Here is a 26,321-nt window from a genome sequence, read left to right as displayed (position 1 = left end):
TCTCACGACAATAACTTCGGACAACAACTCGAGAAAACAGCAGGGGCGCCGCCTCCTGGTGGAGATGGCGCCCCTGCTGGGAAACTCGTGGTTACAGGCCCAGATCGGCTTCGAACGAAGCCTCTTCCAGCCGCTGCTTCACCGTGGTGAGGAAGCGACCGGCGTCCGCGCCGTCAACCAAACGATGATCGTAGGTGAGCGGCAAGTAGATCATGGACCGCACGCCGATCGACTCGTTGCCGTTCTCGTCGGTGACGACCATCGGTCGCTTGACGATCGCTCCGGTTCCGAGCATAGCCGCCTGCGGCGGTACGAGGATCGGAGTGTCGAAGAGTGCGCCCTGGCTGCCGATGTTGGTGATCGTGAACGTTCCACCCGACAACTCGTCAGGCTTCAGCCCACCTGAACGTGCGCGCTTGGCGATGTCCGCGATTGCGCGCGCGATACCGGCAAGACCGAGGTCACCCGCATTGTGGATGACCGGGGACAGCAAGCCCTGATCGGTGTCGACTGCGATGCCCAGGTGCTCGGCGTCGTAGTACGTGATCTGCTTCGCGGCCTCGTCGTAGCTGGCGTTGATGTTGGGGTGTGACTTCAGTGCCTCGACAACTGCCTTGGCAAAGAACGGGAGGAACGTCAGGTTGACGCCTTCACGCTCGATGAAGCCTGCCTTGGCGCGGGCACGCAAAGCGACGATCTTGGTGACATCCACCTCGAAGGTCTGCGTGAGCTGCGCCGTGGTCTGCAGAGATTCACGGGTCTTGGTGGCCGTGATCTGGCGGATCCGGTTGGCCTTCTGCGTGGTTCCACGCAGGTGAGCCAATTCGGGACGGACACCGGCCGATGCGGCAGCCGCGGGTGCAGACGCTGCTGCTGCGGGAGCTGCTGCAGCAACCGGAGCCTTCTTGGCCTCTGCTGCAGCGAGAACATCCTGCTTGCGGATGCGTCCACCGACGCCGGTACCGGTCACGGTAGCCAGATCGACACCATTGTCCTTGGCGAGCTTGCGGACAAGCGGAGTGACGTACGGGCTGTTGTCACCGGTAGCTGCGGGCGCTGCCGGTGCGGCGGCGGGAGCAGCAGGCTTGGGAGCCGGTGCTGCCGGCGCTGCCGGTGCGGGCTTCGGAGCGGCTGCAGGCGCCGGAGCTGCTACGGGTGCCGCGGGAGCCGGAGCGGCCGGAGCGGCCGGAGCGGCCGGAGCGGCCGGAGCGGGTGTGGGAGCTGCTGCTGCGGGAGCGCCGGATCCGATGACAGCCAACTGGCCACCGATCTCGACGGTGTCGTCTTCGGCAGCGCTGATCTCGAGGAGAACACCGGCGACAGGCGACGGGATCTCGGTGTCGACCTTGTCGGTCGAGACCTCGAGCAGCGGTTCGTCGACAGCAACTTCGTCGCCGACGGCCTTGAGCCAACGTGTGACGGTTCCTTCGGTGACGGATTCGCCGAGGGCGGGCATCGTCACCGAGGTACCTTCGGCGGAGCCGCTGGGTGCTGCGGGTGCTGCCGGTGCGGGAGCTGCTTCTACGGGCGCTGCCGTTTCCACCGGTGCTGCCGCGGCCGGAGCTTCTTCTGCAGCGGGTGCCGAAGCTGCGGGAGCATCGCCCGCTTCACCGATTACGGCGAGTTCGCCACCGATGTCCACGGTGTCGTCTTCCTGCGCGACGATCTTGGTCAGGACACCGGCGACGGGAGACGGAATCTCGGTGTCGACCTTGTCCGTGGAGACTTCGAGCAAGGGTTCGTCAACTGCGACTGTGTCTCCTTCCTGCTTGAGCCACCGTGTGACAGTTCCCTCGGTGACGCTCTCACCTAGGGCTGGCATCTGGACGGAGAAGGCCATGTCTTTTGACTCCTCGACAGTTGTGTTCGGGTTGTTTAATTTGTCGACTTGTGGTCGTAATGCATTGTGCTCGAGTTGCGCGCACCATGCGGCTACTTGTCGCTATTTTGCCGATGTCGACGCGCAGGCGCGGCGTCACCGTCGTTCATCTTTCCATTGATACGCCGGGCGCGTCCGCTGAGGGGGATGCCGTTCGTTTTCGGTGTGTCGCTACCGGCGAGTAGGTATGCGTGCAACGGCTGAATGTAACGCTCGAATGGGACCAAACGGTATGTCGTTTGTCGGAATGGTTGCTCTGTCCTGGCAAACTTGACATATGGCCGGGGTCACTCCGCGGTCTCGGTACCGAGGAGGACCCGCGCGTGGGATTGTTCGATCGATTCAAACGTCAGCCGAGTGCGGGGCAAGTGGCTGCGAGGGGTGACGCAGAACATCTGGCCAACTGGGCACACTCGCATGAAGGCGTCGAAGCCTTCGTGGAACCGGAAACTACCGTGACCGAGGTGACCGTTGTTCTTGTCGACAAGTACGGCGAATGGACGCGTCGACGCGTGGGCGGCGAACGTGGTGCCCGCAAACTCGGTGAGGATTTGAGAATCCCCGTTTACGACGTCCGCAAGACGGGATATCCGCAGCGTATGCGCGATTACGACGAGCGCATGCGTATTCAGCGCAAGCGCGCTCGCGAGCAGGAACTGAGGGACGGAAGTTGATGTGCTGTGCGCCTTTATCACCCGCGGAGGGTCGATAAGGGCGCACAGCACAGGGGTCAGCCGTTGACCGAAATGTCCTCGAGCACCGAGATCATGGTGCGGACCGGAACGCCGGTGCCGCCCTTGCCGGTGTAACCCCAGGGGCCTGAGGTGTTGTACGCCGGGCCGGCGACGTCGATGTGAGCCCACTGCACGCCCTCAGGAACAAATTCCTTGAGGTAGTGCGCTGCCGCGAGCATGCCGCCCCAACGGTGCGGGGTGACGTTGGCCATGTCGGCGACTTTGGAATCGAGATCGGCACGCAGTTCCTCGGGCAGTGGCATAGCCCACCCGTTCTCGCCGACGCTCTGCGAGATGGTGGCGACGCGATCACGGAACTCGTCGGTGCCCATGACGCCTGGTGTGCGGTTGCCCAGGGCAACCATCTGCGCGCCGGTCAGGGTTGCGGTGTCGATCATGTAATCGGGGTTGTCTTCACCGGCGCGAACCATGGCGTCGGCGAGGACCAGGCGACCCTCGGCGTCGGTGTTGATGACCTCGATGGTGATTCCGCCGTACTGGGTGAGAACGTCGCCCGGGCGCTGAGCGGTGGAGGACGGCATGTTCTCGGCCATCGGAATGTAGGCCACGACGTTGACGGGCAGGCCGAGCTTGGCGGCGAGCACGACGGTCGCGATGACGGCTGCAGCGCCGCCCATGTCGGAAGTCATGTTCTCCATGCCGGCCGCGGGCTTGATGGAAATTCCGCCGGTGTCGAAGGTGATGCCCTTACCGACCAGGGCGACCTTGCGTGCGCCGCGCTTCTTCGACGCGTATTCCATCCGGACCAGGCGGGGCTGACGCGACGAGCCCTTTCCGACGCCGAGAATTCCGCCGTAGCCGCCCTTGGCCAGTGCCTTCTCGTCGAGAATCTGAACCGTCAGGCCGGCGTCGATGCCGAGGGCCTTGGCGCGGTCCGCGAACTCGGCGGGGTACAGGTGGCTGGGGGGAGTGTTGACGAATTCCCGTGCAGTGGCGACGGCTTCGGCGATGGCGGCCGAACGTGCCAGCGTTGCTTTGGTTTCCTTGGCGCGCGGAGCCGGCACGAGAAGTTCGACGCGGGCGAGGGGCTGAGCGTCGGGTCCGGGTGCTGTCTTCGAGGATTTGAATTCGGTGAAGGTGTATGCGCCGAGGGCAAACCCTTCGACTGCAGCGCCGAGATCGAGAACCGACAGCGTTGTAGCTGCGGTGTCGATGCCGGACAGTGAACGCGCCGCGGCGCCGGCCGACTTGCGGATCTGCTCACTACTGAGCTTGTCTGCCGAACCCAAGCCGACGGCGAGGACGCTGACGACGGGCAGGTCGCTCGGTGCGGGGATGCGGGTGAGCTGCTCGGACTTACCGGTGGCGCCGACGGCGATGAGGCTGTCGAGGACCTCGGCGAGAACTTCCTCGTCAACGATGCCTTCGCTGAGTGCGAGTTCGGGACCGTCGGGACCCGATGTGAGACCGACCACCAATACGTCGGCGCGCTTGCCGAGTTTTGCGGCGAGAACTAGGTCAGGTCCCAGTGATCGGGCTGTGCGAGTGCTCAAGATATCTCCTGCAGGGGTGAGTGTTCGATGCGTCCGGTACGGGCGGATGCCTTAGTTGATGTTAGGCCCAGTCGGGTTTGTCGGCCGGTTCTCTACCTCGGTTGCGAGCATGTTTCGGGCCTCGAAGTCCGATAGCTCGAAGTCCGATAGATTGTGGACCATGACCGACGAACTACTGTTGCAGGGCCCGATCCACGCCGTTCATGTCGAACTGGGTGCGACATTCGCATCGTTCGGCGGTTGGCAGATGCCGGTGTCGTATGCCGGCGTCGTTGCCGAACACACTTCTGTCCGTGAGAATGTCGGACTCTTCGACGTCAGTCACCTCGGCAAGGCCGTCGTGCGTGGGGTTGGTGCAGCGGAGTTCGTGAACTCGGCGCTGACCAATGATTTGGGCAAGATCGGTCCGGGCAAGGCTCAATACACGTTGTGCTGCAACGAGTCCGGTGGTGTCATCGATGACCTGATCGTCTATTACGTCAGCGATGAGGAGATCTTCCTCGTGCCGAACGCGGCAAACACAGCCGACGTCGTCGCTGCGTTGGTTGCCGTTGCGCCGGAGGGGATAACTGTCGAGGATCAGCACCGCGAATACGGCGTCATGGCGGTACAGGGACCCAAGTCGGCCGACGTCCTCACCGCGCTCGGCTTGCCCACCGAGATCGAGTACATGGCATTCGAGGACGCAGAGTGGAACGGCGTACCCGTTCGCGTGTGCCGCAGTGGCTACACCGGTGAGGTCGGCTACGAACTTCTGCCGCGTTGGGCTGACAGTGAGCCGCTCTTCCGTGCATTGCTCGAGGTAGTCGAAGCGCAGGGCGGCCAGGCTGCCGGCCTGGGTGCTCGCGACACGCTGCGTACCGAGATGGGTTACCCGCTGCACGGACACGAGCTGTCGCTCGAAATCTCGCCGCTCGAAGCCAGGACGGGTTGGGCTATCGGCTGGACGAAGCCCACTTTCTGGGGCAAGGAATCGTTGACCGACGAGAAGGCTGCCGGTCCGGCTCGCAAATTGTGGGGCCTGAAGGCTCTCGACCGCGGTGTGCTCCGCGCGGGGCTGAGCGTTCTGCGTGACGGCGAATCCATCGGTGAGACCACATCGGGCACGTTCTCGCCGACGCTGAAGGTCGGAATTGCGTTGGCGCTCCTCGATTCCGGCGTCGGCATCGCTGCGGGTGCTGAGGTCGCGGTCGACGTCCGCGGGCGCGCATTGCGTTGCATTGTCGTGTCGCCTCCGTTCGTCGAGACCAGCACCAAGTAACTGCATCGGGTGCGTTCGATAGGATTGCGGCCATGACAGGTGCCGCCGATTTCGTTCGTGTCCAGAGCTCGTCCCCGAAGTCCGACGCCGAGCGCCGCGACATTTTGGCGGCGCCCGGCTTCGGGCGGCACTTCACCGATCACATGGTCTCGATCGACTATGTGGCCGGAAAGGGATGGCACAACGCTCAGGTGTTGCCATATGGAAACATCACCCTTGATCCCGCTGCGATGGTTTTGCACTACGGCCAGGCCATTTTCGAAGGACTCAAGGCGTACCGCCAGCCGAGCGGCGAAATTAGCTCGTTCCGCGTAGAAGCCAACGCCGAGCGCTTCGCAGCTTCGGCCCGTCGACTTGCGATGCCTGAGTTGCCGACGCAGATGTTCGTGGACTCTATCACCGAGTTGGTCGACGTCGACCTCGACTGGGTTCCGGCTGCCGGCGGAGAAGACGCTCTGTACCTGCGTCCGTTCATGTTTTCCACCGAGGCCGGGCTGGGGGTTCGTCCCGCCGACGAGTACCGCTACCTTCTGATCGCTTCGCCCGCCGGCGCGTATTTCCCACGCGGCGTCAAGCCGGTCAGTGTGTGGCTGTCCACCGAGTACGTGCGCGCTGCACCGGGTGGAACGGGCGCTGCGAAGTTCGCCGGCAACTACGCCGCCTCGCTCCTTGCTCAGGCCCAGGCTGCCGACGAAGGCTGCGACCAGGTGGTGTGGCTCGACGCCATCGAACGCACCTATGTCGAGGAGATGGGTGGCATGAACCTGTTCTTCGTCTTCGGTTCCGGCCCAGACGCCCGCCTCGTCACGCCTTCGCTGTCGGGTTCGTTGTTGCCTGGCATCACCCGCAACTCGCTGCTGACACTTGCTGCCGATTCCGGCTTCGCGGTCGAAGAGCGCAAAATCAGCACCGACGAGTGGCGTACCAAGTGCAAGAGCGGTGAGATCACCGAGGTGTTCGCTTGTGGCACTGCGGCAGTCATCACGCCGGTCGGCCGGGTCAAGTCTGCCGAAGGCGAATTCACTATCGCCGACGGCGAACCCGGTGAGGTCACCATGGCATTGCGCGACACGCTCACAGGTATTCAGCGTGGCACGTTCGCCGATACGCATGGCTGGATGACCAAGCTTCACTGACACTCTTCTAGCCGAAGAAGGCCTCGCCGTCTGGTGGGGCCTTCTTCGTTCAGATTCCGAGGGTTAGGCCGACGGCACTGATCGTCACGCTCAGTTCCAGGGCAAAACCGAGTACATCGCCGTTGAGTCCACCGAATCGGCGAATGCAATGACGTATGCAGACAACACTGATCAGCAGTGTCAGTGTCGTGACTAGGGGACCGAGCCACCAGCGATCCGCTGCGAAAACCGACGCCGCAATCAGCGGGGCCGACCAGACGATGCCAACCCACAGCGGCTGTGAATCGGCAACCAGCGCACCGAATCCGGTGGGACTCGACGCGGGAATCCCTCGGCGACAAGCAAAGACGACGGCCACACGTCCTGCCGCGACGGCAACGGCCACCGCAGCCCAGTGGGTGGGGGAGTCTGCGGAGGCAAGGGTTCCGAACGAAAGTGCTTGTAGGCCGAGCACTATGAACAACGCCGCCACTCCGAAGGGCCCGGCGCCGCCACTGTGCATGACCTCGCGTGCGCGCTCAGGCGGACCGTAGCAGCCGAGTCCATCGACGGTGTCGCAGAGGCCGTCGATGTGCATGCCGCGGGTTCCCAGTGCCAGTGCGCCCACCGTCAGCAAGCCGGCTAGATACGGGTTCAGGCCGACGCTCGTAGTGCCCCACAGAACGGCGACGGCAAGTACGCCGAGCGCGATGCCCGTGAGCGGTGCCGCTGCGATGGCGCGTCGGCCGGCGGCGCGGTCGATATCCGACGGACCACGTACCGGAAGTACCGTCAGCCACGAAAATGCCAGCGGCACACCGGAAAGCGCGCCGGCCACGGTCAGTCCGCCGTGTCTGTCTCGGCAGGTACGGCGCCTTCGGTGCTGACGCCGGCTTCGCTGAACGTTGCCATCTTCGCGAGAATTGCCACTGCGCCCTGGAGGATCGGAAGCGCAGTGACTGCGCCCGAGCCTTCGCCGAGACGCATGTCGAATTCGACGATCGGCGTCATTCCCATGCGGGTCAGAGCGATCGTATGCGCGGGTTCGGTGGAACGATGTCCGGCAACCCACCATTCGCGGGCGCCGAATGCCAACTCGTCGGCCACCATTGCGGCCGCGGTGACAACAACACCGTCGAGGATGACCGGAGTGCGACGAGAAGCAGCCTGAGCCAGGAAGCCCGCCATCGCCGCGAGGTCTGCACCGGACACAGTGCGAAGCAGTGCGACGGTATCGCGAACATGGGGGCGGGCGCGGCGCAGTGCGTCACGGATCGCCGCCGTCTTTCGGATCCAAGCGGCATCATCGATGCCCGTGCCTCGTCCGACGACTGCGACAGGTTCGCTGTCGGTCAATGCTGCGATCAGGACGGTAGCCGGCGTCGTGTTGCCGATGCCCATGTCGCCGGCGATGAGAAGATCAGCGCCGCCGTCGATTTCCTCATCGGCGATTGCGCGGCCGGCAGCGATTGCCTGCAGAGTTTCCTCGTGAGTCATGGCGTCTTCGCGGTCGATGGAACCGGAAGAGCGGCGCACCTTGTGGTTGGAGACGGCCGGGTCGGTATCGACTTCCACGGCGATGTCGACGACGCGAACGGTGGCTCCCGCGACCTCGGCGAGGACGTTGACCGCCGCGCCGCCGCCGAGGAAGTTGGCGACCATCTGTGCCGTGACCTCAGGCGGGTAGGCGGACACACCGTTGCGGGCGATCCCGTGGTCACCGGCAAAGACAACGACGCGCGGACGAGCGAAAGCATGTGGGGGACAGGCGCCCTGGCATGCGGCCGCCCAACCGGCCAAGGTTTCCAAGCGTCCGAGCGAACCGGCCGGCTTGGTGAGGTCGAGTTGGCGAGCGTCGGCTTGCGCGAGTACGTCGCGGTCCGGGGGAGTCACCGGTTCGAACACGGCCGCATCGGCGTCGGTGTTACCGGCCGGGCTGGCCTCGGTGTTTTCTGCCGGGCCGGCCTCGGTGTTTTCGGCGGGGTTGGCTTCGGTGCTCACTTCGTGCCTTCCGGTTGTGCAGCAGTATCTTTCAAGACAAGCGCTAGGCCGGCGACAACCAGTACGACGCGATCGCAGATTGCTGCGAGGCGCGCATTGAGTGTGCCGATCTCGTCGCGGAACAACCGTCCGGAGCGGGTTTCCGGAATGACGGCCAGGCCGACTTCCGGGCTGACCAGAACCAGGGATCCGCAGTAGTTCCGGACGCTACCGATCAGTGCGTCCACAGCTGGGGTGATGGTGCCACGCGGCGATTCCCAGGCGTTGTGTCGATCGAACTCGCCGGTGAGCCAGGTGCCGAGATCGTCAACCAGCGTTGCTGTCGAATTCTCGCGTTCGAGTTGAATCGAGAGGTCTCCGGACGCAGCGGTCTCGACGGTCGACCAATGCGCCGGCCGACGGACTCGGTGCTGATCGATACGGCTTTCCCAGTCGACGTCTGTGCTGTCGTGCCGAGCTGTGGCGACGTAGCGAACCGGCGCTCCGGGAGAAAACAAAGCCTCGGCGTGCGCGGATTTGCCTGACCGCGCGCCGCCGAGGACGAGTGTTCTGTGAGGTTTCGACACGCTCAGATTGCGTCGCCGGGTCCCACACGGGGCTTCGGGGCGCGAAGCTTGCGAATCTGAGTTGCGCGGACAAACGCGTACCAACCGAGCTTGAATCCGCCGTCGGTGCTGTCGGGGAATCGCTCTGCGACGCGATTGTTGATCATGCGTCCGAGCCAGACACCTTCACCGACCATGAACAGCATCATGACGAACATCGCGAGTGTGACGACGGCACTGAGCCCGGGAAGGGCGAACGTGACCATGATCAGTATCAACGCCATCGGCATGAAGAGGCCGAGCAGGTTACGGCGGGCATCGATGAAATCGCGGACATAGGCGCGAACGGGTCCCTTGTCGCGGGGGAGAAGGTACTTGTCCTCACCGGCGAGCATGCGGGCGCGGCGATCCGCTGAGGACGCACGACGCTCGGCAGCTTCGATTTTGCGATCAGCCTTGGAACCGCGCGTTGCTTTTCGGCGTGCGCGGGCTTCCTTGGCCGTCAGAGGCGCGGGCGCGACAGGTCCACGCTTCTTGGCTTCGGCGTCGCGACGCTTAGGTGTGGGGCGACCCTTGCCCACCTGCTCGATGGATGTCTCTTCGGAGGCGGAGGATGCCTCAGTGACCTCGACGTCACGTTTGTCGGAGTTGTCTGAGTCACCGCGGCGTAGCAATTTCACACCTCCAGGCTATTGGATAAGTGCCTGCTCTGGGAAACCGACCTCGGTATTTCCGCAGATCGTGAAACATCGACTTTCATTCTGGGCTCCTAGACTCCAGATATGCGGGTAATCGTTGCTCCTGACTCTTTCGGTGACACCCTGACTGCAGTTCAGGCCACGCAGGCCATTGTCGACGGTTGGCGACGAGCGCGACCGGATGACGAGGTAATCGGGGCGCCGCAATCGGATGGTGGACCCGGGTTTGTCGATGTGCTCTCCGCGACCGGTGGGGAGGTCCGAAACGCACGAGTCTCCGGCCCGCTCACACGTAGCGTCGACGCACGGTGGCTCCTCGAGACTGAGGCCGCGTACATCGAATCCGCGCAGGCGTGTGGACTGAATCTGCTCGACGGATCGCCGACGCGAGAGAGTTCACTTCTCGCGCACAGTCGCGGGGTCGGTGAACTCATTGCCGCAGCACTCGAAGCGGGCGCAACCACCATCGCCGTCGGCCTCGGTGGGAGTTGTTGCACCGACGGTGGTCGTGGCCTCGTCGACGCATTGGGTGGATTGGCAACTGCGCGCGACGCACTTCGCGGCGTCGATCTGGTGGCCGCCACCGACGTGGAGCACGTACTGCTCGGGCCGGATGGTGCTGCGGCCGTTTTCGGGCCACAGAAGGGCGCTGACAGCGGTGCCGTCGAGATACTCGAACAACGGAACGCGCAATGGTCGTCCGAGTTGGAGAAAGCCGGCGGGATGAAAGTCTCGACTTTGCCGGGCGCGGGTGCAGCGGGTGGAATCGGTGCTGCTCTCTTTGCCCTGGGCGCAGTCCGACGATCGGGTGCCGACGTAGTTGCGGAACGTACGGGCCAAGCGGAACTCCTGAAGTCCGCCGATCTCGTCATCACTGGTGAAGGCAAATTCGACCACCAATCGTTGCACGGAAAGCTGGTCACCTCCGTGGCCGCTGCGGGTGCGTCGTACGGCGTCCCCACGCTGGTGCTTGCCGGCCAAGTGGAACTGACGGACGCCGACTACACGGTGTTCGGGATAGTTCACGCCGAATCGGTGGCCGAGTTCGCCGGATCAGTCGAGGAAGCCATGACAGAGGCCGGGGCGAACCTGCGTGGACTGGCGGAACGGACTGCGCGCGACTGGCACATCTGGCGCCTCACGTGAGCACGGTCGACGTGTCGTTGCCGACTGAGCGGGAACAGCTAGGATGAAGGCGAATCGCACACGGTAAGAACTGGCGGGAATAAGACGGCAGCGGCGTACCGTTGAAGCGTTCACGGGTTGGTACGAATATTAGGGAGAGCCCATGACTGTGCAGAACGAGACCGCCACCCACGGCGTCAAGATGACCGAGACCGCATCCGCCAAGGCGAAGGCACTCTTCGATCAGGAAGGTCGCGACGACCTCGCGCTGCGTATCGCAGTGCAGCCGGGCGGCTGTGCCGGACTGAAGTATCAGCTGTTCTTCGACGACCGCACTCTTGACGGTGACCTCACCGTCAACTTCGACGGCGTCAACCTGGTTGTCGACCGGATGAGCGCACCGTACGTCGAAGGTGCATCCATCGACTTCCTCGACACCATCGAGCAGCAGGGCTTCTCGATCGACAACCCCAACGCAACAGGCTCGTGCGCCTGCGGCGACTCGTTCAACTGAGTTAAGTCGATCACAACTTAAGACGTACATCACTGACGCGGAACCGATAATCGGTTCCGCGTCAGTCGTCTGCGGCGAACCGTACGTACGGAATCCGTATGTGCCGAAACGCGTACCGAGCGCGGTACCGTGAATTCTTTCCCACTCACATTTCGCTGAAAGGCCTCGATCCGTGACTATTGCGGTAACCGGTTCCATCGCCACCGACCATCTGATGCGCTTCCCCGGGCGCTTTGCCGATCAGCTCCTCGCCGATCAGCTCGCGAACATCTCGCTCAGCTTCCTGGTCGACGACCTCGTGATCCGTCGCGGTGGCGTCGGCGGAAACATCGCTTACGCAATGGGCGTCCTCGGAGGATCTCCGCTGCTCGTCGGTGCAGTGGGAGCGGACTTCGCGGAATATCGCACCTGGCTCGAGGACAACGGCGTCGACTGCAGTGCAGTCCTGATTTCCGACAAGGCCCACACCGCTCGTTTTGTCTGCACGACGGACGAGGACATGGCACAGATCGCGTCGTTCTACCCCGGCGCGATGAGCGAAGCGCGTGACATCGAACTCGCCGCGGTGGCGAAGGCAGCCGGTTCGGTCGAATTGGTTCTCGTCGGTGCCAACGACCCCGAAGCCATGGTCCGTCACACCGACGAGTGCCGCGAACTCGGAATTCCGTTCGCAGCCGATCCGTCGCAGCAGCTCGCGCGCCTGTCCGGAGAAGAAGCCAAGGCGCTCATCCATGGTGCCAAGTACCTGTTCACCAACGAGTACGAGTGGGGCCTGCTCCAGCAGAAGTCGGGCCTGAGTGAAGAAGAGATCCGCGCGCAGGTCGGAATCCGTGTCACCACTCTCGGCGCCAAGGGCGTCGAAATCGTTGACGCCGAAGGTAATCGGGTGCACGTCGATGTGGTTCCCGAGACCGGCAAGGTCGATCCGACGGGTGTCGGCGACGCTTTCCGCGCTGGCTTCCTCCTCGCACACCGGGCGGGGTTGAGCCTCGAGCGTTCGGCACAGTTGGGTTCGTTTGTCGCAGTCCTGGTTCTCGAGACGGTCGGCACGCAGGAGTGGACGTTCAACCGGGACGAGGCACGGGGGCGTCTCACCGAGGCCTACGGCGGCACGGCTGCGGAAGAGATCGCGAAAATCTTGCCCTGATCAGCACTCATCGGTACGAACAAGCCCGGCTCACACAGGTGAGCCGGGCTTGTTCATTACATCAGGTCTCTAGATGTTGACCGGATACACCGGTTCCTGGATCTGCGGAACAATGCGCTTCTCCACGAAAATTCCGTGCCAGACCATGAAGGTCAGCACCGTCCACAACCGGCGACTGTGATCGGAGACGCCGGCGCGGTGGTCATTGAGCATCTTCGCGACAGCGGCCTTGTCGAAGATGTGGTCGGTGCCCGATTCTTCGATCTGCAGGTGCGCCCAGTCGAAGAGTTCCGTTCCGCGCAGCCAGTGGCGAAGCGGAACCGGGAAACCGAGCTTGGCCCGATGCAGAACATGATGCGGGACAATGCCTTCGAGCGCCTGACGTAGCGCGTACTTGGTCGTGTCTTTCGTGATCTTCTGATCCAGGGGCACGCGGGACGCAACGTCGAAGACTTCCTTGTCCAGGAAGGGCACTCGAAGTTCCAGTGAGTTGGCCATCGTGACCTTGTCAGCCTTGACGAGGATGTCTCCGCGCAGCCACGTGAACAGGTCCAGGTGCTGCATACGCGCTACCGGATCCCAATCGCGTGACTGAGCGTAGATCGGTGCTGTCACGTCCTGATGTGTCCACTCGGGGCGGAAATCGCGTAGAACGGCACGCAGTTGGGCGTCGTTGAAGCTGCGAGCGTTGCCGTAGTACCGCTCTTCCAGCGTCAAGGATCCGCGGTTGAGCAGGCTCTTGCCGCGAGTGCCGTCGGGGATGCGCTCGGACAGCTTCCCGGCGGCTCGACGTAATCCCTGCGGCAGGTACTCGAAAGGCTTGAGGGACAACGGTTCACGATAGATCGTGTAACCGCCGAACAGTTCGTCGGCACCCTCGCCGGACAACACGACCTTGACGTGCTTGCGTGCTTCCTTCGCGATGAACCACAGCGGGATCAATGCCGGATCTGCGACCGGATCGTCGAGGTACCAGACGATCTCGGGGATGGCGGCGGCAAACTCGGCGGGGGAGACCACCTTGACCACATGCCGGGCGCCGATGGCCTCGGCCGACTCGGCTGCAACGTCGACCTCGGAGTAACCGTCGCGCTCGAAACCCGTCGTGAAGGTGATGAGGTTGGGATTGTGGCGGATTGCCAGCGCGGCAATAGCCGTGGAGTCGATACCGCCGGACAGGAACGAACCGACGGTGACGTCGGCGCGCATGTGCTTGGCGACGGAGTCTTCGAGGGCGTCGGCAATCTCTTTGTATCGCGCCTTCTCCGTACCCGGAGCGAACGGCGTGGCCGGGAACTTGGGCGTGAAGTACCGCGTGATCTGCGGCTTCTCGCCGGGACGGACCCGCGCGAAACAGCCGGATTCGAGACGGCGGATCTCCTTGTGGAGCGTCTCCGGTTCCGGAACGTACTGCAGGACCGTGTAGTGCTCGATCGCACGCGGATCCAGTTCGGTGCCGATTCCGATCAAGTCCGTCAGCTCGAGGAGGCTCTTCTTCTCGCTGCCGAAAGCAGTGCCGCCGGCGCCTGTCGCGATGAACAACGGCTTGATGCCGAAGGGGTCACGAGCAATGAACAACTCACGGGTGTCGGTATCCCAGACTGCGAACGCGAACATTCCGCGTAGGCGTCGTACCGCGTCTTCGCCCCAGTAGTGGAACGCCGCGACGATGGCCTCGGAGTCGCCCTCGGTGAAGAACTTCGCGTCATGTTCCTTCGCCAGCTCGGCCCGGATCTCCAGGTAGTTGTAGATCTCGCCGTTGAATGTCAGCGCATAACGCTCGGGGTTCTCCGGCGGGCCCCACCGCAACGGCTGATGAGAGTGTTCGATGTCGATGATCGACAGGCGATTGAAACCGAAGACGAGGTGGTCGTCATGCCATGTCCCATGTTCGTCGGGTCCACGGTGACGCAGGCAGTGCATCGCCTGGTCGACCTGAGCGACGGCGTCGTCGCTGGTTCCGCCAGATGTCAGTAGCCCGAGCAGTCCACACACAGTGTCCGGTTCCTCGATTCAGAATTTTTTAATGCAGAAGGCTCCCGGACAACACGCGTCAGGGAGAGGTCAACGAACTCTTCCCGAAAGTATGCCGCAGATCCGAGGCTGTGCCGATCGTGACCGATCGAATTGCAGTGATGTAGGTCGCTTGCGGCGGCTGACCAGTTCCTGAGCTGCGCCTGAGAGATTTGTGTGACGTCCGACGCGACACGGCCGAGGACCCGGGGATGGATACCGCCCACCTTTGGTCTACGCTGCGTAGTAATTGGGCCTTCCCTTCGAGGTGCCCTAGTTGAATTTTGTGGCGATCAGGAAGGCGTGAACGTGGCGCAAGGTCGGATCCTTCGGCGAGCGGGGCTGGCAGTAACTTTGGGCATTGCTGCCTTGCTGCTGTCGGGTTGCTCCATCGACAATGAAGTGCTCCGTTTCGGGTGGCCCTCGGGCATTACTCCTGAGGCGAAGAGCATGCGAGAGCTGTGGACGTGGTCGGTAGTTGCCGCCCTCGTCATGGGTGTTCTGGTGTGGGGATTGGTCTTCTGGGCCGTCATCTTCCACCGTAAGAAGAAGGACTCGCCTGAGTTCCCGCGTCAGACGGCATACAACGTGCCCCTCGAACTCGGTTACACGGCAGTTCCCTTCGTGATCATCGCGGTTCTCTTCTACTTCACCGTCATCGTCCAGAACAAGGTTCTGGAGAGGACGGAAAACCCTGACGTCGTTGTCGACGTCACGGCATTCCAGTGGAACTGGAAGTTCGGCTACCGCTCAATCGAGCTGGGCGACGGAACTGCCAAGTACAACGGCATCGATGCCGAGGCCGAGGAAGCATCCAAGGCTGAGGGCTCGACCGTGAACGCTCACGGCGAAGAGGTTCCCGGACCCATCCACGGCAACAGCGTGCAGGATCTGAGTTACCTGCATTACGACAAGATCGAGACCGTCGGATCCAGTTCCGAAATCCCGATCCTGGTTCTGCCGACCGGCAAGCGTATTCAGTTCGAACTTGCATCCTCCGACGTGATTCACGCGTTCTGGGTTCCCGAGTTCCTGTTCAAGCGTGACGTTATGCCGAACCCGAAGCAGAACCACTCCGACAACATCTTCCAGATCAGTGAGATCGAGAAGGAAGGCGCATTTGTCGGGCGCTGTGCCGAAATGTGTGGCACCTTCCACGCAATGATGAACTTCGAGGTCCGTGCGGTATCGCCGGCAGACTTCGCCAAGTACATCGAACTGCGTAAGGGTGACGCCGAGGGCAACGGCGGTCTGACCACAGCTGAGGCATTGTCGGCAATCGGTCAGTCGCCGGTGGCAACGTCGACCACGCCGTTCAACACCGACCGCGAGTACCGTCAGGCAACCGTCGCTACTGCAGGCAACTGAGCCGGCCAGCCTCTTCACTGAACAAGGACAAGTGCTGATATGAAGATCGAAGCCAAGCTCTTCGAGATCCTGACGGTTTTCTTCATTCTCGTCGCGATCATCTATGGAGTGTTCACCGCGCTCTCGCGTACGGGAATCGAATGGGCCGGACTCACGGCTATCGTCCTGTCCGCAGGACTGACACTCATCGTGGGAACCTATTTCCGCTTTGTCGCTCGTCGACTGGACACGCGTCCGGAAGACTACGACGACGCTGAAATCTCGGATGGTTCGGGAGAGCTGGGCTTCTTCAGCCCCGGTAGCTTCTGGCCGATCCTGCTGGCTGCTGCTGCCGCCATCGCAGCCGTCTCGTTGGCATTCTTCCAGCCCTGGATGATCGCTGTTGGAGTCATCTGCATCATCGCAGCGTGTGCAGGCCTCGTGTTCGAGTACCACGTGGGACCAGAAAAGCACTAGCTTCACCCGCACTCTTCAGAGGCGCCGAACCCGCAAGGGCTCGGCGCCTCTTTTGTTTGTCGCCGAATGGGGGAGCGTGAGTTCGGCGTATGTCACACTTCAGGAATGATCCTTGAACATGCACTCCTGCAAGTTGATCCGAAGCTATCCGGGGAGTTCGAGGCCGCCTTCGGCACGGCCAAGGGGATCATTGCGGCGGTACCAGGGTTCATTCGACTGCGTCTCTCACATTGCCTGGAGTCGCCGGAGCAGTACCTGTTGCTCGTGGAGTGGGAGAGCCTCGAGGCGCACACCGAGGGGTTCAGGCAGTCTGAGGGCTACGAACGTTGGCGCGAGCTCCTCCACAAGTTCTACAGCCCATTCCCGACCGTAGAGCACTATGCGACGGTGTTCGAGGTCTGACGAGGTCGACTCGCCCGATCCACTACTCGATGGAAATTCAGGTCGGTAAGGGCAATGACTCGGTTCCTAAAACGGTGACTCGGTTCCCGAAACGGTGACTCGGTTCCCGAAACGGTCACAGCGACTGTGGACCTGCGCTGCCGTTCTTGTCGGAGCGCTGGCCCTCGGGCTCTCGGCGGCCCGCCACTCTACCGTTGGGTGAACGCGCGATCAGCTGAGAAAGCCGCGGAGTCGCTGGCAACCAACCTCGGCCTATATCTGACAGACGCAGACGCGATCTTGTACACCAAGTACCACAGTTCGTTCCTCGACTCGAGCGCGTACCGGGTCATCGAGTCGAGTTCACGTGCCCGAGCCGAGGAACCCCGCGCCGACGCGGTCTGACGTCCTGCGAGTCTCCGGTGTCCAGTCAGGGATTCCTGCGAGGTGTGTGGAACCCAGCGCAGGACCAGGGGAGACGTGTCTACATTTGGGCAATCCAGATGTGATGGATGAGGACAAAGCAATGAGGCCCCGCACCGAAATCGGTGCGGGGCCTCATTACTTGTTGCTCAAGTTCTAGTGGAGCTCTCCACTGGAACCGTCTGTCTTGCCGTGCGTGCGGTTCTGGTAGTCGAGCAGAATCTGAAGCTGCTCGTGCTCGGCTGCATGGTCTGCGGCTTCGAGAGCTTCGCTCTCTTCCACCGGGTCAGCCTTGGTCAAGCTACCGGAGCCGGGCTTGCCGGCCAGGCCGAGCTTGTTCATCTTCTTCGGAACAGCTGCACCCTGGTACTCGAGGGGGATCGGGTGTCCGTGATCGTCGACGGGTCCGAGCGGCTGGTGGATTTCGATGTACTGGCCGTTGGGCATCCGCTTGATGATGCCGGTCTCGATGCCGTGCTCGAGGACTGCACGGTCACTGCGCTGCAAGCCGATGCAGAACCGGTACGTCACGAAGTACGCGATGGGCGGAAGGATGACCATGCCGATACGGCCGATCCACGTCATTGCGTTCAACGAGATGTGCAGGTGGTACGCGATGATGTCGTTGATGCACGAGATTGTCAGTACGACGTAGAACGAGATGGCCATTGCGCCGATAGCGGTACGCACCGGTACGTCGCGGGGACGCTGCAGGATGTTGTGGTGCGCATCGTCGCCGGTAAGGCGCTTCTCGATCCACGGGTACGCGAACAGCAGGCCGAAGACGAGACCCATGATGAGGGCAACGGCAAACACTGCGGGGATCGTGTAGCGGTCGAACAGGTAGATCTCCCACGCAGGCCACAGTCGAGCGAGGCCGTCCGTCCACATCATGTAGATATCGGGCTGGGAACCAGCCGAGACCTGAGATGGGTTGTACGGACCGATATTCCACACCGGGTTGATCTGGAACAGACCACCTAGCAGCGCGAGAATACCGAAGGTGATGGCGAAGAAAGCGCCACCCTTCATTGCGAAGACCGGGAGAATGCGAACGCCGACGACGTTCTCTTCGGTGCGTCCGGGGCCGGGGAACTGCGTGTGCTTCTGGTACCAGACCAACGCGAGGTGGCCGGCGATCAAAGCCAAGATGATGCCCGGGAACAGCAGCACGTGTGCAACGTAGAGGCGCGGGATGATGAGGTCGCCGGGGAAATCGCCATCGAAGATCATCCAGTGCATCCAAGTGCCCACGACCGGAATACTCATCGTGATGCCACCGAATGCGGCGCGGAGGCCGGTACCGGAAAGAAGGTCATCGGGGATGGTGTAGCCGAAGAAGCCTTCGAACATCGCCAGGACCAGCAGCAAGCAGCCGATGACCCAGTTCGCTTCACGCGGACGACGGAATGCGCCGGTGAAGAAGATGCGAGCGAGGTGAACGATGATCGAGGCAGCGAACATCAATGCTGCCCAGTGGTGAATCTGGCGAACGAAGAGACCGCCGCGAACCTCGAACGAGATGTTCAGAGTGGTCTCGTAAGCGCGTGACATGGTCACACCGCGAAGCGGCTGGTATGCGCCCTGGTAAACGACGTGTGCCATCGACGGATCGAAGAACAGCGTCAGGAACACACCGGAGATCAGCAGGATCAAGAAGCTGTAGAGCGCAATCTCGCCGAGCATGAAGGACCAGTGCGTCGGGAAGACCTTGTTGATCTGCCGGCGCATGCCTGCTGCGAGGTGGTAGCGGGAATCCACTGCCTCTGCTTGACCAGCTGCGGCTGCCGCAATCTTGGATGGTTGTGTGGTGGTTGTGGTCACGGTCGACGCTCCCAAAATGCCGGGCCGAGTGCTTCGATGAAGTCACCATCGGCGACCAGGAAGCCCTCTTCGTTCACTGTAATAGGCAACTGCGGAAGTGCGCGAGCAGCGGGACCGAAGATCGGCTTGCCGTACTGCAGTGCATCGAACTGCGACTGGTGGCAGGGGCACAGAATACGGTTGCTCTGCTGTTCGTAGAGCGAAGTGGGGCAACCCAGGTGGGTGCAAATCTTCGAGTAGGCGAAGTAATCGCCATAGTTGAAGCTTTCCTGGCCCTTGCGCTTGGTGACGTTCGCGGCGTCTTCCGTGCGCAGACGGATGAGCATGACCGCGTTGCGGATGCCGCGCAGTGCTGCGAGCAGCGCATGGTCGTCACCACGATCGGATTCACGGAACGGGAAGACCGTTTCCATGGATCCGGCGTCGAGATCCTCCGGACGCACGAGAACGATGTCCTCGGGGCGGCCGGTGTCACGACGGAGGTAGATGGTCTCGCCCTTGTAGTTGGGGGTCCATCCGGACACCCACAGTGGCGAGTCGTCGCCCTTGGCCCACGGGTTCTTGATGAGTCCGCCGAGCGGCATGACCATCATGACACCGAGTGCGCCGCCGCCGAACATCAAGCTGCGCTTGATTGCCTTGCGGCGGGGAATGGTTGACGATTCCAAGGACTCGCCGAGCTGAGCGACAAGAGTGCGTCGATCCACCTCGGCGGATCCGCCGTCGTGGCGGTCCTGAATGGACACCTCTTCGGGGATGAACTTCTTGGTGAACTGCACCGCGCCGATACCGACACCGAGGATCGCGAGACCCATGGTGAGGCCGATCAACGGGGTGTACAGGCTGTACTTGCCGTAATCCGCCTCACCGGCACCGGCGTACTGCCAGGGCCAGAACAGGTAAATTCCGATGAACGCGATAGCCGAAACACCGGCGAGGCCGAACCAGAACGCAACATTCCGCTCGGCGCGCTTCTCAGCCTTGGTGCCTTCGACCGACCAACGGTTACGGCGGAAGGCGATGTCTACGCCGTCGAGATTGGTACCCAGGGTGACCAACTCGTCGCGAGACATCGCGTCGAGCTCCTCATCCGTGTACTTCTTTGGCGTATCGCCGCCCTGCTGGCCAGCGTCGCTCATGACCTTGCTCCGATCCACAATGCTGCACCAACGACAGCGATGATTCCGGCAGCCCACATGAAGAGACCTTCAGAGGCCGGACCGACGCCGCCGAGACCGTAACCGCCGGGGTTCTTGGCCTCACCGGAGGACTTCACGTACGCGATGATGTCTTTCTTTTCTTCGAGCGTCAGCTGACGATCGGAGAACTTCGGCATGTTCTGGGGGCCGGTGACCATAGCGGCATAAATCTGCTGCTCGTTCGCCGGATCCAGGACCGGTGCGTACTTGCCCGAGGACAGTGCGCCACCGCGGCCGGTGAAGTTATGGCAGGACGCGCAGTTGAGCCGGAAGAGCTCGCTGCCTCGGCCGATGTCGCCACCACGCAGCGAGGACTGAGCGATTTCGCCGTTCTCGTCACGAATGAGCGTCGGGCCGCCACCGTTTGCCTGGATGAATGCACCCAGAGCGTCGGTCTGCGCAGCGTCGAACTTGGGGTCCTTACGCGAAGCCTGGGCTTCGTTGCGGGCCGCAGGCATACGACCGGTCGAAACCTGGAAGTACACGGCTGCCTCGCCGACGCCGATCAGGCTGGGACCGCGGTCCTCGACACCCTGAAGGTTGGCGCCGTGGCAAGTGATGCACGACGTGTCGTACAACTGCTTGCCCTCTCGAATGAGAGCGGCAGTGTCGTCGCTGGCGGTAGCAACCTGCGGAGCGGGTGTCAGGGCGGAGGCAAGGAAGCCGGCGCTGATCAATCCCATCATCAGTACGAGCGCTCCGGTGACGCGCCGGCGGATTTTCCGCTGGCGACGCGTCTTCGCGGCATTCGCTGTGGTATCGGATGTGGGAGGGGGGGATGAACTCATCTGTATCCCTTTGGTATGTCGGGACGGACTGGACGTCAGGGGCTGCCTGTGGCGTTCAGCTGATTAACGGATGAAATAAATCGTGGCGAACAGCGCGATCCACACGATGTCCACGAAATGCCAGTAATACGAAACAACGATCGCTGCTGTTGCCTGAGCCGGCGTAAATTTGCTGACCCGGGTACGTGCGATCAAGAAAACGAAGGCGATAAGACCGCCGATGACGTGCATACCGTGGAAGCCGGTGGTCATGTAGAACACCGAGCCGTACACGCTGCTCGAGATCGTGGTGCCGGAATGCACGAGGTGGTAGTACTCGTAACCCTGACCGGCGACGAAGAACGCCCCCATGATCAAGGTGATGGTGTACCAACGGCGAAGTCCGAAGACATCGCCACGCTCAGCCGCGAAGACACCCATTTGGCACGTGAACGAAGATGCAATAAGCACCAACGTCACTGGTACAGCCAAATACAGGTTCAATTCGGTCGGCTCCGGCGGCCATTTTCCTACCGGCGCCTGTGCACGTGCCACGAAGTACATGGCGAAGAGCCCTGCGAAAAACATGAGCTCACTGGACAACCACACGATGGTGCCAACGCTGACCATATTTGGCCGGTTCAGCGAGTGCACGCGTTGGGTGATTGCCGATCCTGAAGTCCCTACTGCGCTCGTCACAGACAGAAGTATGACGCTTCGTCGTAAGAGACGGCCACTCGGGTCCACCATCGGCGCGTCGCTAGCACCGAGATCGCGGATTCGGGCTGCGTAGGTGCTGGTGGAGCGTCTGTGAATATGCTGGCGCAATGGCAGCTACAGACCAGACTAGACCTTGGTTCCTGAGAATTTTCAGCAGAAAAGTTTCGGCACCACTCGATCCGTTAAGGCTCGATCTCGAGATCGTCGCCGCGGGTTTCGACGACGTCGAAGCATGCTCGACTGTTTTGGCGCGGGCGAGCGCTGAGGAGCCGCGATGGCAGTCGGAGCGGGAAGCCGTACTTCGGCACCATCTGGATCTGCCGGAGGCTGCAGTGGCGGAGGCCGAAGCGTTCGTCATCCGGGACGGCTATCGGCGCGGCGTTCCGAGGGAGTTCGACGTTCAACCCCACGGAGTCGGACTGGTGCGGGTTCTCTTCGAGCGAACTCAGATGCTCGATGCACTTCACTGTTCCCAAGAGCGGTCGAGGATGGCTGCATTGGCTCAGCGACTCGGCGGCTTCGTCGCGGGTTGGGATGCGCTTCAGCCCGCCGCCGTCAAGTGACCAAGTTCCGGGGCAGGTGTCGTGTTTCTGTGACCGGGCCAACTTCAAGGACCCGGCACAGCACTGACTAGGCTGCGATGGTCCGATCCAGCACGACTCACAAGGGGACCGAAGTAGATGGCCGGCACCGACGCATCCAACGCTGTGAACGCCGATTCGAGCGCCGTGGTGCGGTCCTGGCCGATGATTCTCGGGTTACTCACCGACGGGCACGATCTTTCGTTGGACGACTCTCGTTGGGCGATGCGCGAGATCATGTCCGACAACGCGAGTTCCGCGCAGATCGCTGCGTTCGGTGTGGGTCTGAAGATGAAGGGCGAGACGCCTGCCGAGTTGCAGGGCCTCGCCGACGCCATGCTGGAACATTCCAAAGCCGTGCCTGTGGATTCCGACGTCGTCGACATCGTGGGGACGGGAGGCGACCGCTCCAACACGGTCAACATCTCGACAATGGCCTCAATTGTGGTGGCAGCATCGGGGATTCGCGTCGTCAAGCACGGTAACCGTGCGGCGTCGTCCAAGAGTGGTGGTGCCGATGTGCTCGAGGCGTTGGGCGTGCGAATTAACTTGGGACCGGAGCAAGTGGCGCGTTGCGTCGACGAGGTAGGCATCGGATTCTGCTTCGCGCCCGTATTTCACCCGGCACTGCGGTTTGCGGCGGTTCCGCGCAAGGAAATCGGAATCCCGACGGCATTCAATGTGCTGGGTCCGCTGACCAACCCGGCACGTCCACGCGCGGGATTGATCGGGTGTGCGTTTCCGAAGCTGATTTCAGTTGTTGCGGGAGTGCTTGCGCAACGCGGTAATTCGGCGTTGGTTGTGCGCGGCGACGACGGATTGGACGAGTTGACCACGTCGACCACGTCGACGGTCTACGTCGTCGGTGACGGCAAGGTCAGAACGGCGACGTTGGACCCGCGCGACCTCGGCATCGCGCGCGTCCCGTTGGACCAATTGCGGGGCGGTGACGCGGACGTGAATGCGGCTGCAGCGAGAACCCTGCTGTCGGGTCAGGCGGGACCGGTCAGAGACGCAGTGCTGCTCAATGCCGGCGCCGCCATCGCAGCCTTCAACGGGGTCGGTGACGACCTGGAAGGTGCGATTGCGGCCGGCATGACATCGGCCGCCACTGCAATCGACAGCGGCGCGGCCGCGGAGTTGTTGCGCCGGTGGGCGTCGCTCACGGTGGCGTTGACCGACGGCGCCTGACGTTCAGCCGGGCTTGGCTGTCATTCGCCGAGGGAGAAACCGGCCTCGACGTCAGCGCTGGAGAAGGACTGGAACGCAATGTGGGTGGCGGTCTTCGTCACTCCGTGAACCTTGTTGATGCCACCCGTGACTACGTCTGCGATCTGAGCGTGGTCCCGCACTTTGACCACCGCAATCAGGTCGATATCACCTGCACATGAGTACACCTCGCTGACTCCGGGGATATCCGCGACGGCCTGCGCTGTCTCCGGGATCCGTGCGGATTCGGCGTGAATCATGACGATGGCGTTGATCATGTCTCTCCTCTGGTGAACTCCGGTGAATCTTGAACTCCGGTAAAGCTGGATCGAGCTTATGTCCTGACGATCAGTCGCCGGACCGGTGGATCACGGTGGGTCTCGGCGTGGCTCGGATTGGGCTCCGGCCTTGGCGAGTTGGCACCAGTCAGCCCAGCGACCGGCACCCATTGCAGGCTCCGCGTATCCCGAAGTGGCCGAGACGATTCGGATGCCTTCGGAGCCGAGCCAACGGACGATCAATGCGAGTTCTTCCGGGGAAGCGCCGCGGAGGGGAGCGTCGTCGGGAAGCACTGTTTCTGCTGCAGCGACGAGGGCGTCGACTACCGGCATGGGATGGGTGCCTCGTCGAGCGAGCCCCGCCGAGGCCAGTCGGCCCGCTCGTATCACTGCCAGTTCCCAGCCTCCCTCGGCAGCGGGGTGGGCCAGAACCAACTGATCTATTGCAGCGACTGCGGCGAGTCGCTGGGTGCGGTGCAAGGCGCCGGCAACTGCGGCTGTTCGATCTCGAAGTCGTGCCGCAGTCTCGAAGTGGGCGTCGGCAGACAATCCTTCGATTCGTTCCTTCATCCGTTGCAAGGGACGGTCGTGGTGGCCCAGCAGAAATGTGCGAACCTCGGTTGCGGTGAACGCGTACTGCTCTTCTGTGATGTCGGTAGAGACAGTGCTTCCGGCTGGGGAAGTTGCCGGACAGGAACCTACCTCGCGTGCGGGGCAGGCAGGGCCGTGGACAGCACCTCGGGGTAACCGTTTGGTGCAGGTGCGCAAGCCGGTGAACTCGGCGACGGTCTCGGCCACGTCGAGCGCGGTGGCACGCGAGCTGAACGGCCCCACGCAATGGGGTGTCGGGGTGCGGGCGACGGATAGCCTCGGAAAGGCCTCATCTGTGAGGGTGATCCACCAACCGCGTTTGGGGAATTTCGAGCGCCGGTTGTACGGGGGAGCATGTGCAGCGAGGAGTCGTAGCTCGCGTACGCCGGCCTCGAGAGCGTGGGAACACTCGACGTGGTCGACGCGGGTGGCCAGGGCCACCATCTCCTTCATGCGGCCGCGGGTTTCGGAGCCGGTGAAGTAGGTGCGGACCCGACGGCGCAGATCTACCGCCGTCCCGATGTACAGAGCTTCGTCGGACGGGCCGCGAAAGAGATACACACCGGGACTGCGGGGGAGGTCGGTCGCGAAGGATCGTTTTGCCCGCTGATGTGACGAGATATTGGGCAGATAGTCGATCAGTTCGCTGTAACTGTGGATGCCTTGGTTGCCGACGCGGTCGATCAATCCGTGGAGGACGTCGACGGTTGCCCGGGCGTCGTCGAGGGCTCGGTGCGTCGGCTGGGTGCTGACGTGGAAGAGATGCGCGAGCGCGGAGAGCTTCACCGAGGGTGCTTCGTCGCGGGTGAGGACCCGCCGGGCGAGTTTGACCGTGCAGAGGACCCGGAAGGCCGGCCAGGGGCGGCTGGTGCGTGACGCTGCGGCCTTGAGGAATCCGATGTCGAACGGGGCGTTGTGAGCCACGAGGACGGCACCTTCGGCGAATTCGAGAAATGCGGGCAGTACTCGATCGATGCGGGGAGCATCGATCAGCATTGCGTCGGTGATTCCGGTCAGCTCGACGATGTATGGCGGGATCGATCGTCCGGGATCTACCAGCGTTGCCATCTCGCCGAGCACTTGGCCGCCACGAATCTTGACGGCGCCGATTTCGGTGATCGAATCTTGATCCGCACTGCCACCTGTTGTTTCGAGGTCGACGACGACGAACGTGGTCTCACTGAGAGGTGTGTCCAGTTCGTCGAACGACAACTGGCGCCCGTTGTGTGGGCTGAGTTCAGAGGCGGCGGGAAAAGCTTCGGTGGAGGCAGGACTCACAGAGCAGACAGTAGAGGGAGAGTCCGACAAGTTTTGTCGGGCAGGAGAAGGACCTTCGGCGTGGATTTCGGGACGTTCGGAGGCTGGGTATCTCGTGTTGAGACACCAGTCATTTCGCGCTGAATGACGCAAGAGAGACGAGCGTCACAGTTTTCCTGAATTTTGGATTGGACATCGCAGGTGCTGATCCGGTTCGGCACGCTCTGCGGGGTCGAAGTAGGCGACTCCATGTCGGTTCGTGATCTTGAATCGCCGGAAAGGTCCTACTGGTACGTAAGCACTTCTGATCTGGGGCGGGGTGCCAGCAGGGGGCTCGGACCGTGGATCGCGTTCGACAGAAACGCGTCGTCGATGGTCGGTAAACCAAACTAATCGTTATCTCGCTGTGATCGTATTGGCGTAACGAGCGCGAGAAGACGCAGAATCGGACGAATCGCGCATGAAAGTCGCGGTGCGGTCGACATCGCCGCGATCATTTCGTAACCTTCCTGAGACCTAACGAAGTCTTGCCGGACCAAAGACGGACCGGCATCGTCAGGAACCGCCTAATCGGGATCTCTGCGAGGAGCCCGAACCGGGAACCCAAGTTTCCACTGGGGTGAATCCCGCCTGGGGTGCAGCACGCTCGATCGCTGCAGACCACGCGGGTAGGGCTGATCTTCCCAGCCCGAACCCGTCAGCTAACTCGGTCGGCGGACGA

25 protein-coding genes and 1 riboswitch are annotated in these 26,321 nt (G+C 62.4%); of the genes, 12 read left to right on the top strand and 13 right to left on the bottom strand.

The window, feature by feature from the left end; genetic code table 11:
- Positions 1-91: 91 nt before the first annotated feature.
- Positions 92-1,840, bottom strand: a complete 1,749-nt coding sequence (sucB, locus tag QM600_RS15945) for a 2-oxoglutarate dehydrogenase, E2 component, dihydrolipoamide succinyltransferase (protein ID WP_283262461.1) — start codon at positions 1,838-1,840, stop codon at positions 92-94.
- 362 nt (positions 1,841-2,202) lie between these two features.
- Between sucB and QM600_RS15940 the strand changes: the two genes are divergently transcribed.
- Entirely contained in the window at positions 2,203-2,553 is a 351-nt protein-coding gene (locus tag QM600_RS15940; RefSeq protein WP_283262460.1) for an oxidoreductase, read from the top strand.
- Positions 2,554-2,609: 56 nt separating this feature from the next.
- Here the strand turns inward: QM600_RS15940 and QM600_RS15935 are convergent, their stop codons facing one another.
- Entirely contained in the window at positions 2,610-4,127 is a 1,518-nt protein-coding gene (locus tag QM600_RS15935) for a leucyl aminopeptidase (RefSeq protein WP_283262459.1), read from the bottom strand.
- A gap of 160 nt (positions 4,128-4,287) precedes the next feature.
- Here QM600_RS15935 and gcvT point away from each other — a divergent pair, with 160 nt between their 5' ends.
- Both gcvT and QM600_RS15925 read left to right on the top strand, forming a co-directional pair.
- Complete coding sequence (gene gcvT / locus QM600_RS15930; protein ID WP_283262458.1) at positions 4,288-5,388, top strand: glycine cleavage system aminomethyltransferase GcvT; 1,101 nt, start codon at positions 4,288-4,290, stop codon at positions 5,386-5,388.
- Positions 5,389-5,420: 32 nt separating this feature from the next.
- Positions 5,421-6,524 (top strand): branched-chain amino acid aminotransferase, encoded by a 1,104-nt coding sequence (locus QM600_RS15925; RefSeq protein ID WP_283262457.1) that lies wholly within the window; start codon positions 5,421-5,423, stop codon positions 6,522-6,524.
- A 49-nt stretch (positions 6,525-6,573) separates the two neighbouring features.
- Here the strand turns inward: QM600_RS15925 and QM600_RS15920 are convergent, their stop codons facing one another.
- The 4 genes from QM600_RS15920 to QM600_RS15905 form a co-directional block, all read right to left on the bottom strand.
- A complete protein-coding gene (locus QM600_RS15920) occupies positions 6,574-7,341 on the bottom strand; it encodes an adenosylcobinamide-GDP ribazoletransferase (RefSeq protein ID WP_283262456.1) in 768 nt (255 codons plus the stop codon).
- A 2-nt stretch (positions 7,342-7,343) separates the two neighbouring features.
- Positions 7,344-8,408 (bottom strand): nicotinate-nucleotide--dimethylbenzimidazole phosphoribosyltransferase, encoded by a 1,065-nt coding sequence (gene cobT, locus QM600_RS15915; protein ID WP_283262500.1) that lies wholly within the window; start codon positions 8,406-8,408, stop codon positions 7,344-7,346.
- Between the two features lie 92 nt (positions 8,409-8,500).
- Positions 8,501-9,070, bottom strand: coding sequence for a bifunctional adenosylcobinamide kinase/adenosylcobinamide-phosphate guanylyltransferase (locus QM600_RS15910; protein WP_283262455.1), 570 nt, complete (start codon positions 9,068-9,070; stop codon positions 8,501-8,503).
- Positions 9,071-9,072: 2 nt separating this feature from the next.
- Positions 9,073-9,729: a DUF3043 domain-containing protein gene (locus QM600_RS15905; protein WP_283262454.1), complete on the bottom strand. Its 657-nt coding sequence runs from the start codon at positions 9,727-9,729 to the stop codon at positions 9,073-9,075.
- Between the two features lie 102 nt (positions 9,730-9,831).
- Between QM600_RS15905 and QM600_RS15900 the strand changes: the two genes are divergently transcribed.
- The 3 genes from QM600_RS15900 to QM600_RS15890 all read left to right on the top strand — a co-directional run bounded on the left by QM600_RS15900 (position 9,832) and on the right by QM600_RS15890 (position 12,533).
- Positions 9,832-10,893, top strand: a complete 1,062-nt coding sequence (locus QM600_RS15900; protein ID WP_283262453.1) for a glycerate kinase family protein — start codon at positions 9,832-9,834, stop codon at positions 10,891-10,893.
- Between the two features lie 142 nt (positions 10,894-11,035).
- Positions 11,036-11,386 (top strand): HesB/IscA family protein, encoded by a 351-nt coding sequence (locus QM600_RS15895; protein ID WP_094273728.1) that lies wholly within the window; start codon positions 11,036-11,038, stop codon positions 11,384-11,386.
- Between the two features lie 172 nt (positions 11,387-11,558).
- Entirely contained in the window at positions 11,559-12,533 is a 975-nt protein-coding gene (locus QM600_RS15890; protein WP_283262452.1) for a carbohydrate kinase family protein, read from the top strand.
- A 69-nt stretch (positions 12,534-12,602) separates the two neighbouring features.
- On the opposite strand, the gene asnB is transcribed toward QM600_RS15890, so the two are convergent.
- Positions 12,603-14,528 carry an asparagine synthase (glutamine-hydrolyzing) gene (gene asnB / locus QM600_RS15885; protein WP_283262451.1) on the bottom strand — a complete coding sequence of 642 codons (1,926 nt, stop codon included), beginning with the start codon at positions 14,526-14,528 and terminating at the stop codon, positions 12,603-12,605.
- A 321-nt stretch (positions 14,529-14,849) separates the two neighbouring features.
- Between asnB and ctaC the strand changes: the two genes are divergently transcribed.
- The 4 genes from ctaC to QM600_RS15865 all read left to right on the top strand — a co-directional run bounded on the left by ctaC (position 14,850) and on the right by QM600_RS15865 (position 17,156).
- Positions 14,850-15,914, top strand: coding sequence for an aa3-type cytochrome oxidase subunit II (gene ctaC, locus QM600_RS15880; RefSeq protein ID WP_283262450.1), 1,065 nt, complete (start codon positions 14,850-14,852; stop codon positions 15,912-15,914).
- A 39-nt stretch (positions 15,915-15,953) separates the two neighbouring features.
- Positions 15,954-16,370: a cytochrome c oxidase subunit 4 gene (locus tag QM600_RS15875; protein WP_094273724.1), complete on the top strand. Its 417-nt coding sequence runs from the start codon at positions 15,954-15,956 to the stop codon at positions 16,368-16,370.
- Between the two features lie 105 nt (positions 16,371-16,475).
- Positions 16,476-16,772, top strand: a complete 297-nt coding sequence (locus tag QM600_RS15870; RefSeq protein WP_283262449.1) for an antibiotic biosynthesis monooxygenase family protein — start codon at positions 16,476-16,478, stop codon at positions 16,770-16,772.
- A gap of 198 nt (positions 16,773-16,970) precedes the next feature.
- On the top strand, positions 16,971-17,156 hold the full coding sequence (locus QM600_RS15865) for a hypothetical protein (protein ID WP_283262448.1): 186 nt from the start codon (positions 16,971-16,973) through the stop codon (positions 17,154-17,156).
- Between the two features lie 174 nt (positions 17,157-17,330).
- On the opposite strand, the gene qcrB is transcribed toward QM600_RS15865, so the two are convergent.
- From qcrB to ctaE, 4 genes are all read right to left on the bottom strand, one after another.
- Complete coding sequence (qcrB, locus tag QM600_RS15860) at positions 17,331-18,998, bottom strand: cytochrome bc1 complex cytochrome b subunit (protein ID WP_502942994.1); 1,668 nt, start codon at positions 18,996-18,998, stop codon at positions 17,331-17,333.
- Positions 18,995-20,137: a cytochrome bc1 complex Rieske iron-sulfur subunit gene (qcrA, locus tag QM600_RS15855; protein ID WP_283262446.1), complete on the bottom strand. Its 1,143-nt coding sequence runs from the start codon at positions 20,135-20,137 to the stop codon at positions 18,995-18,997. The genes qcrB and qcrA overlap by 4 nt, the downstream gene beginning before the upstream one ends.
- Positions 20,134-20,985 carry a cytochrome bc1 complex diheme cytochrome c subunit gene (qcrC, locus tag QM600_RS15850; RefSeq protein ID WP_283262445.1) on the bottom strand — a complete coding sequence of 284 codons (852 nt, stop codon included), beginning with the start codon at positions 20,983-20,985 and terminating at the stop codon, positions 20,134-20,136. The genes qcrA and qcrC overlap by 4 nt, the downstream gene beginning before the upstream one ends.
- A gap of 63 nt (positions 20,986-21,048) precedes the next feature.
- Complete coding sequence (gene ctaE, locus QM600_RS15845; RefSeq protein ID WP_283262444.1) at positions 21,049-21,663, bottom strand: aa3-type cytochrome oxidase subunit III; 615 nt, start codon at positions 21,661-21,663, stop codon at positions 21,049-21,051.
- A gap of 128 nt (positions 21,664-21,791) precedes the next feature.
- Between ctaE and QM600_RS15840 the strand changes: the two genes are divergently transcribed.
- The gene (locus QM600_RS15840) at positions 21,792-22,247 is read left to right on the top strand and encodes a hypothetical protein (protein WP_283262443.1); all 456 of its coding nucleotides are present in this window, start codon (positions 21,792-21,794) and stop codon (positions 22,245-22,247) included.
- A 117-nt stretch (positions 22,248-22,364) separates the two neighbouring features.
- Positions 22,365-23,456, top strand: a complete 1,092-nt coding sequence (gene trpD, locus QM600_RS15835; RefSeq protein WP_283262442.1) for an anthranilate phosphoribosyltransferase — start codon at positions 22,365-22,367, stop codon at positions 23,454-23,456.
- Between the two features lie 20 nt (positions 23,457-23,476).
- Here the strand turns inward: trpD and QM600_RS15830 are convergent, their stop codons facing one another.
- Positions 23,477-23,752, bottom strand: a complete 276-nt coding sequence (locus QM600_RS15830) for an Lrp/AsnC family transcriptional regulator (protein WP_094273717.1) — start codon at positions 23,750-23,752, stop codon at positions 23,477-23,479.
- 90 nt (positions 23,753-23,842) lie between these two features.
- A complete protein-coding gene (locus tag QM600_RS15825; protein ID WP_502942996.1) occupies positions 23,843-25,555 on the bottom strand; it encodes a DEDD exonuclease domain-containing protein in 1,713 nt (570 codons plus the stop codon).
- 598 nt (positions 25,556-26,153) lie between these two features.
- Positions 26,154-26,321: riboswitch (cyclic di-AMP (ydaO/yuaA leader) on the top strand. This riboswitch is flagged as partial in the annotation.

This window comes from Rhodococcus sp. IEGM 1379 (assembly GCF_030056815.1).
GTDB lineage: Bacteria > Actinomycetota > Actinomycetes > Mycobacteriales > Mycobacteriaceae > Rhodococcus_F.
Note: the sequence above shows the minus strand (reverse complement) of the source record. Positions and strands in the feature narration are given on the sequence as shown.

What these genes read in the sequence shown, in the direction of transcription:
- QM600_RS15925 (WP_283262457.1), top strand. Translation starts at nt 5,421, where the DNA reads ATGACAGGTGCCGCCGATTTCGTTCGTGTCCAGAGCTCGTCCCCGAAG.
- QM600_RS15830 (WP_094273717.1), bottom strand. Translation starts at nt 23,752, where the DNA reads ATGATCAACGCCATCGTCATGATTCACGCCGAATCCGCACGGATCCCG.
- QM600_RS15895 (WP_094273728.1), top strand. Translation starts at nt 11,036, where the DNA reads ATGACTGTGCAGAACGAGACCGCCACCCACGGCGTCAAGATGACCGAG.
- QM600_RS15840 (WP_283262443.1), top strand. Translation starts at nt 21,792, where the DNA reads ATGGCAGCTACAGACCAGACTAGACCTTGGTTCCTGAGAATTTTCAGC.
- QM600_RS15870 (WP_283262449.1), top strand. Translation starts at nt 16,476, where the DNA reads ATGATCCTTGAACATGCACTCCTGCAAGTTGATCCGAAGCTATCCGGG.
- trpD (WP_283262442.1), top strand. Translation starts at nt 22,365, where the DNA reads ATGGCCGGCACCGACGCATCCAACGCTGTGAACGCCGATTCGAGCGCC.
- sucB (WP_283262461.1), bottom strand. Translation starts at nt 1,840, where the DNA reads ATGGCCTTCTCCGTCCAGATGCCAGCCCTAGGTGAGAGCGTCACCGAG.
- QM600_RS15875 (WP_094273724.1), top strand. Translation starts at nt 15,954, where the DNA reads ATGAAGATCGAAGCCAAGCTCTTCGAGATCCTGACGGTTTTCTTCATT.
- qcrA (WP_283262446.1), bottom strand. Translation starts at nt 20,137, where the DNA reads ATGAGCGACGCTGGCCAGCAGGGCGGCGATACGCCAAAGAAGTACACG.
- qcrC (WP_283262445.1), bottom strand. Translation starts at nt 20,985, where the DNA reads ATGAGTTCATCCCCCCCTCCCACATCCGATACCACAGCGAATGCCGCG.
- gcvT (WP_283262458.1), top strand. Translation starts at nt 4,288, where the DNA reads ATGACCGACGAACTACTGTTGCAGGGCCCGATCCACGCCGTTCATGTC.
- QM600_RS15900 (WP_283262453.1), top strand. Translation starts at nt 9,832, where the DNA reads ATGCGGGTAATCGTTGCTCCTGACTCTTTCGGTGACACCCTGACTGCA.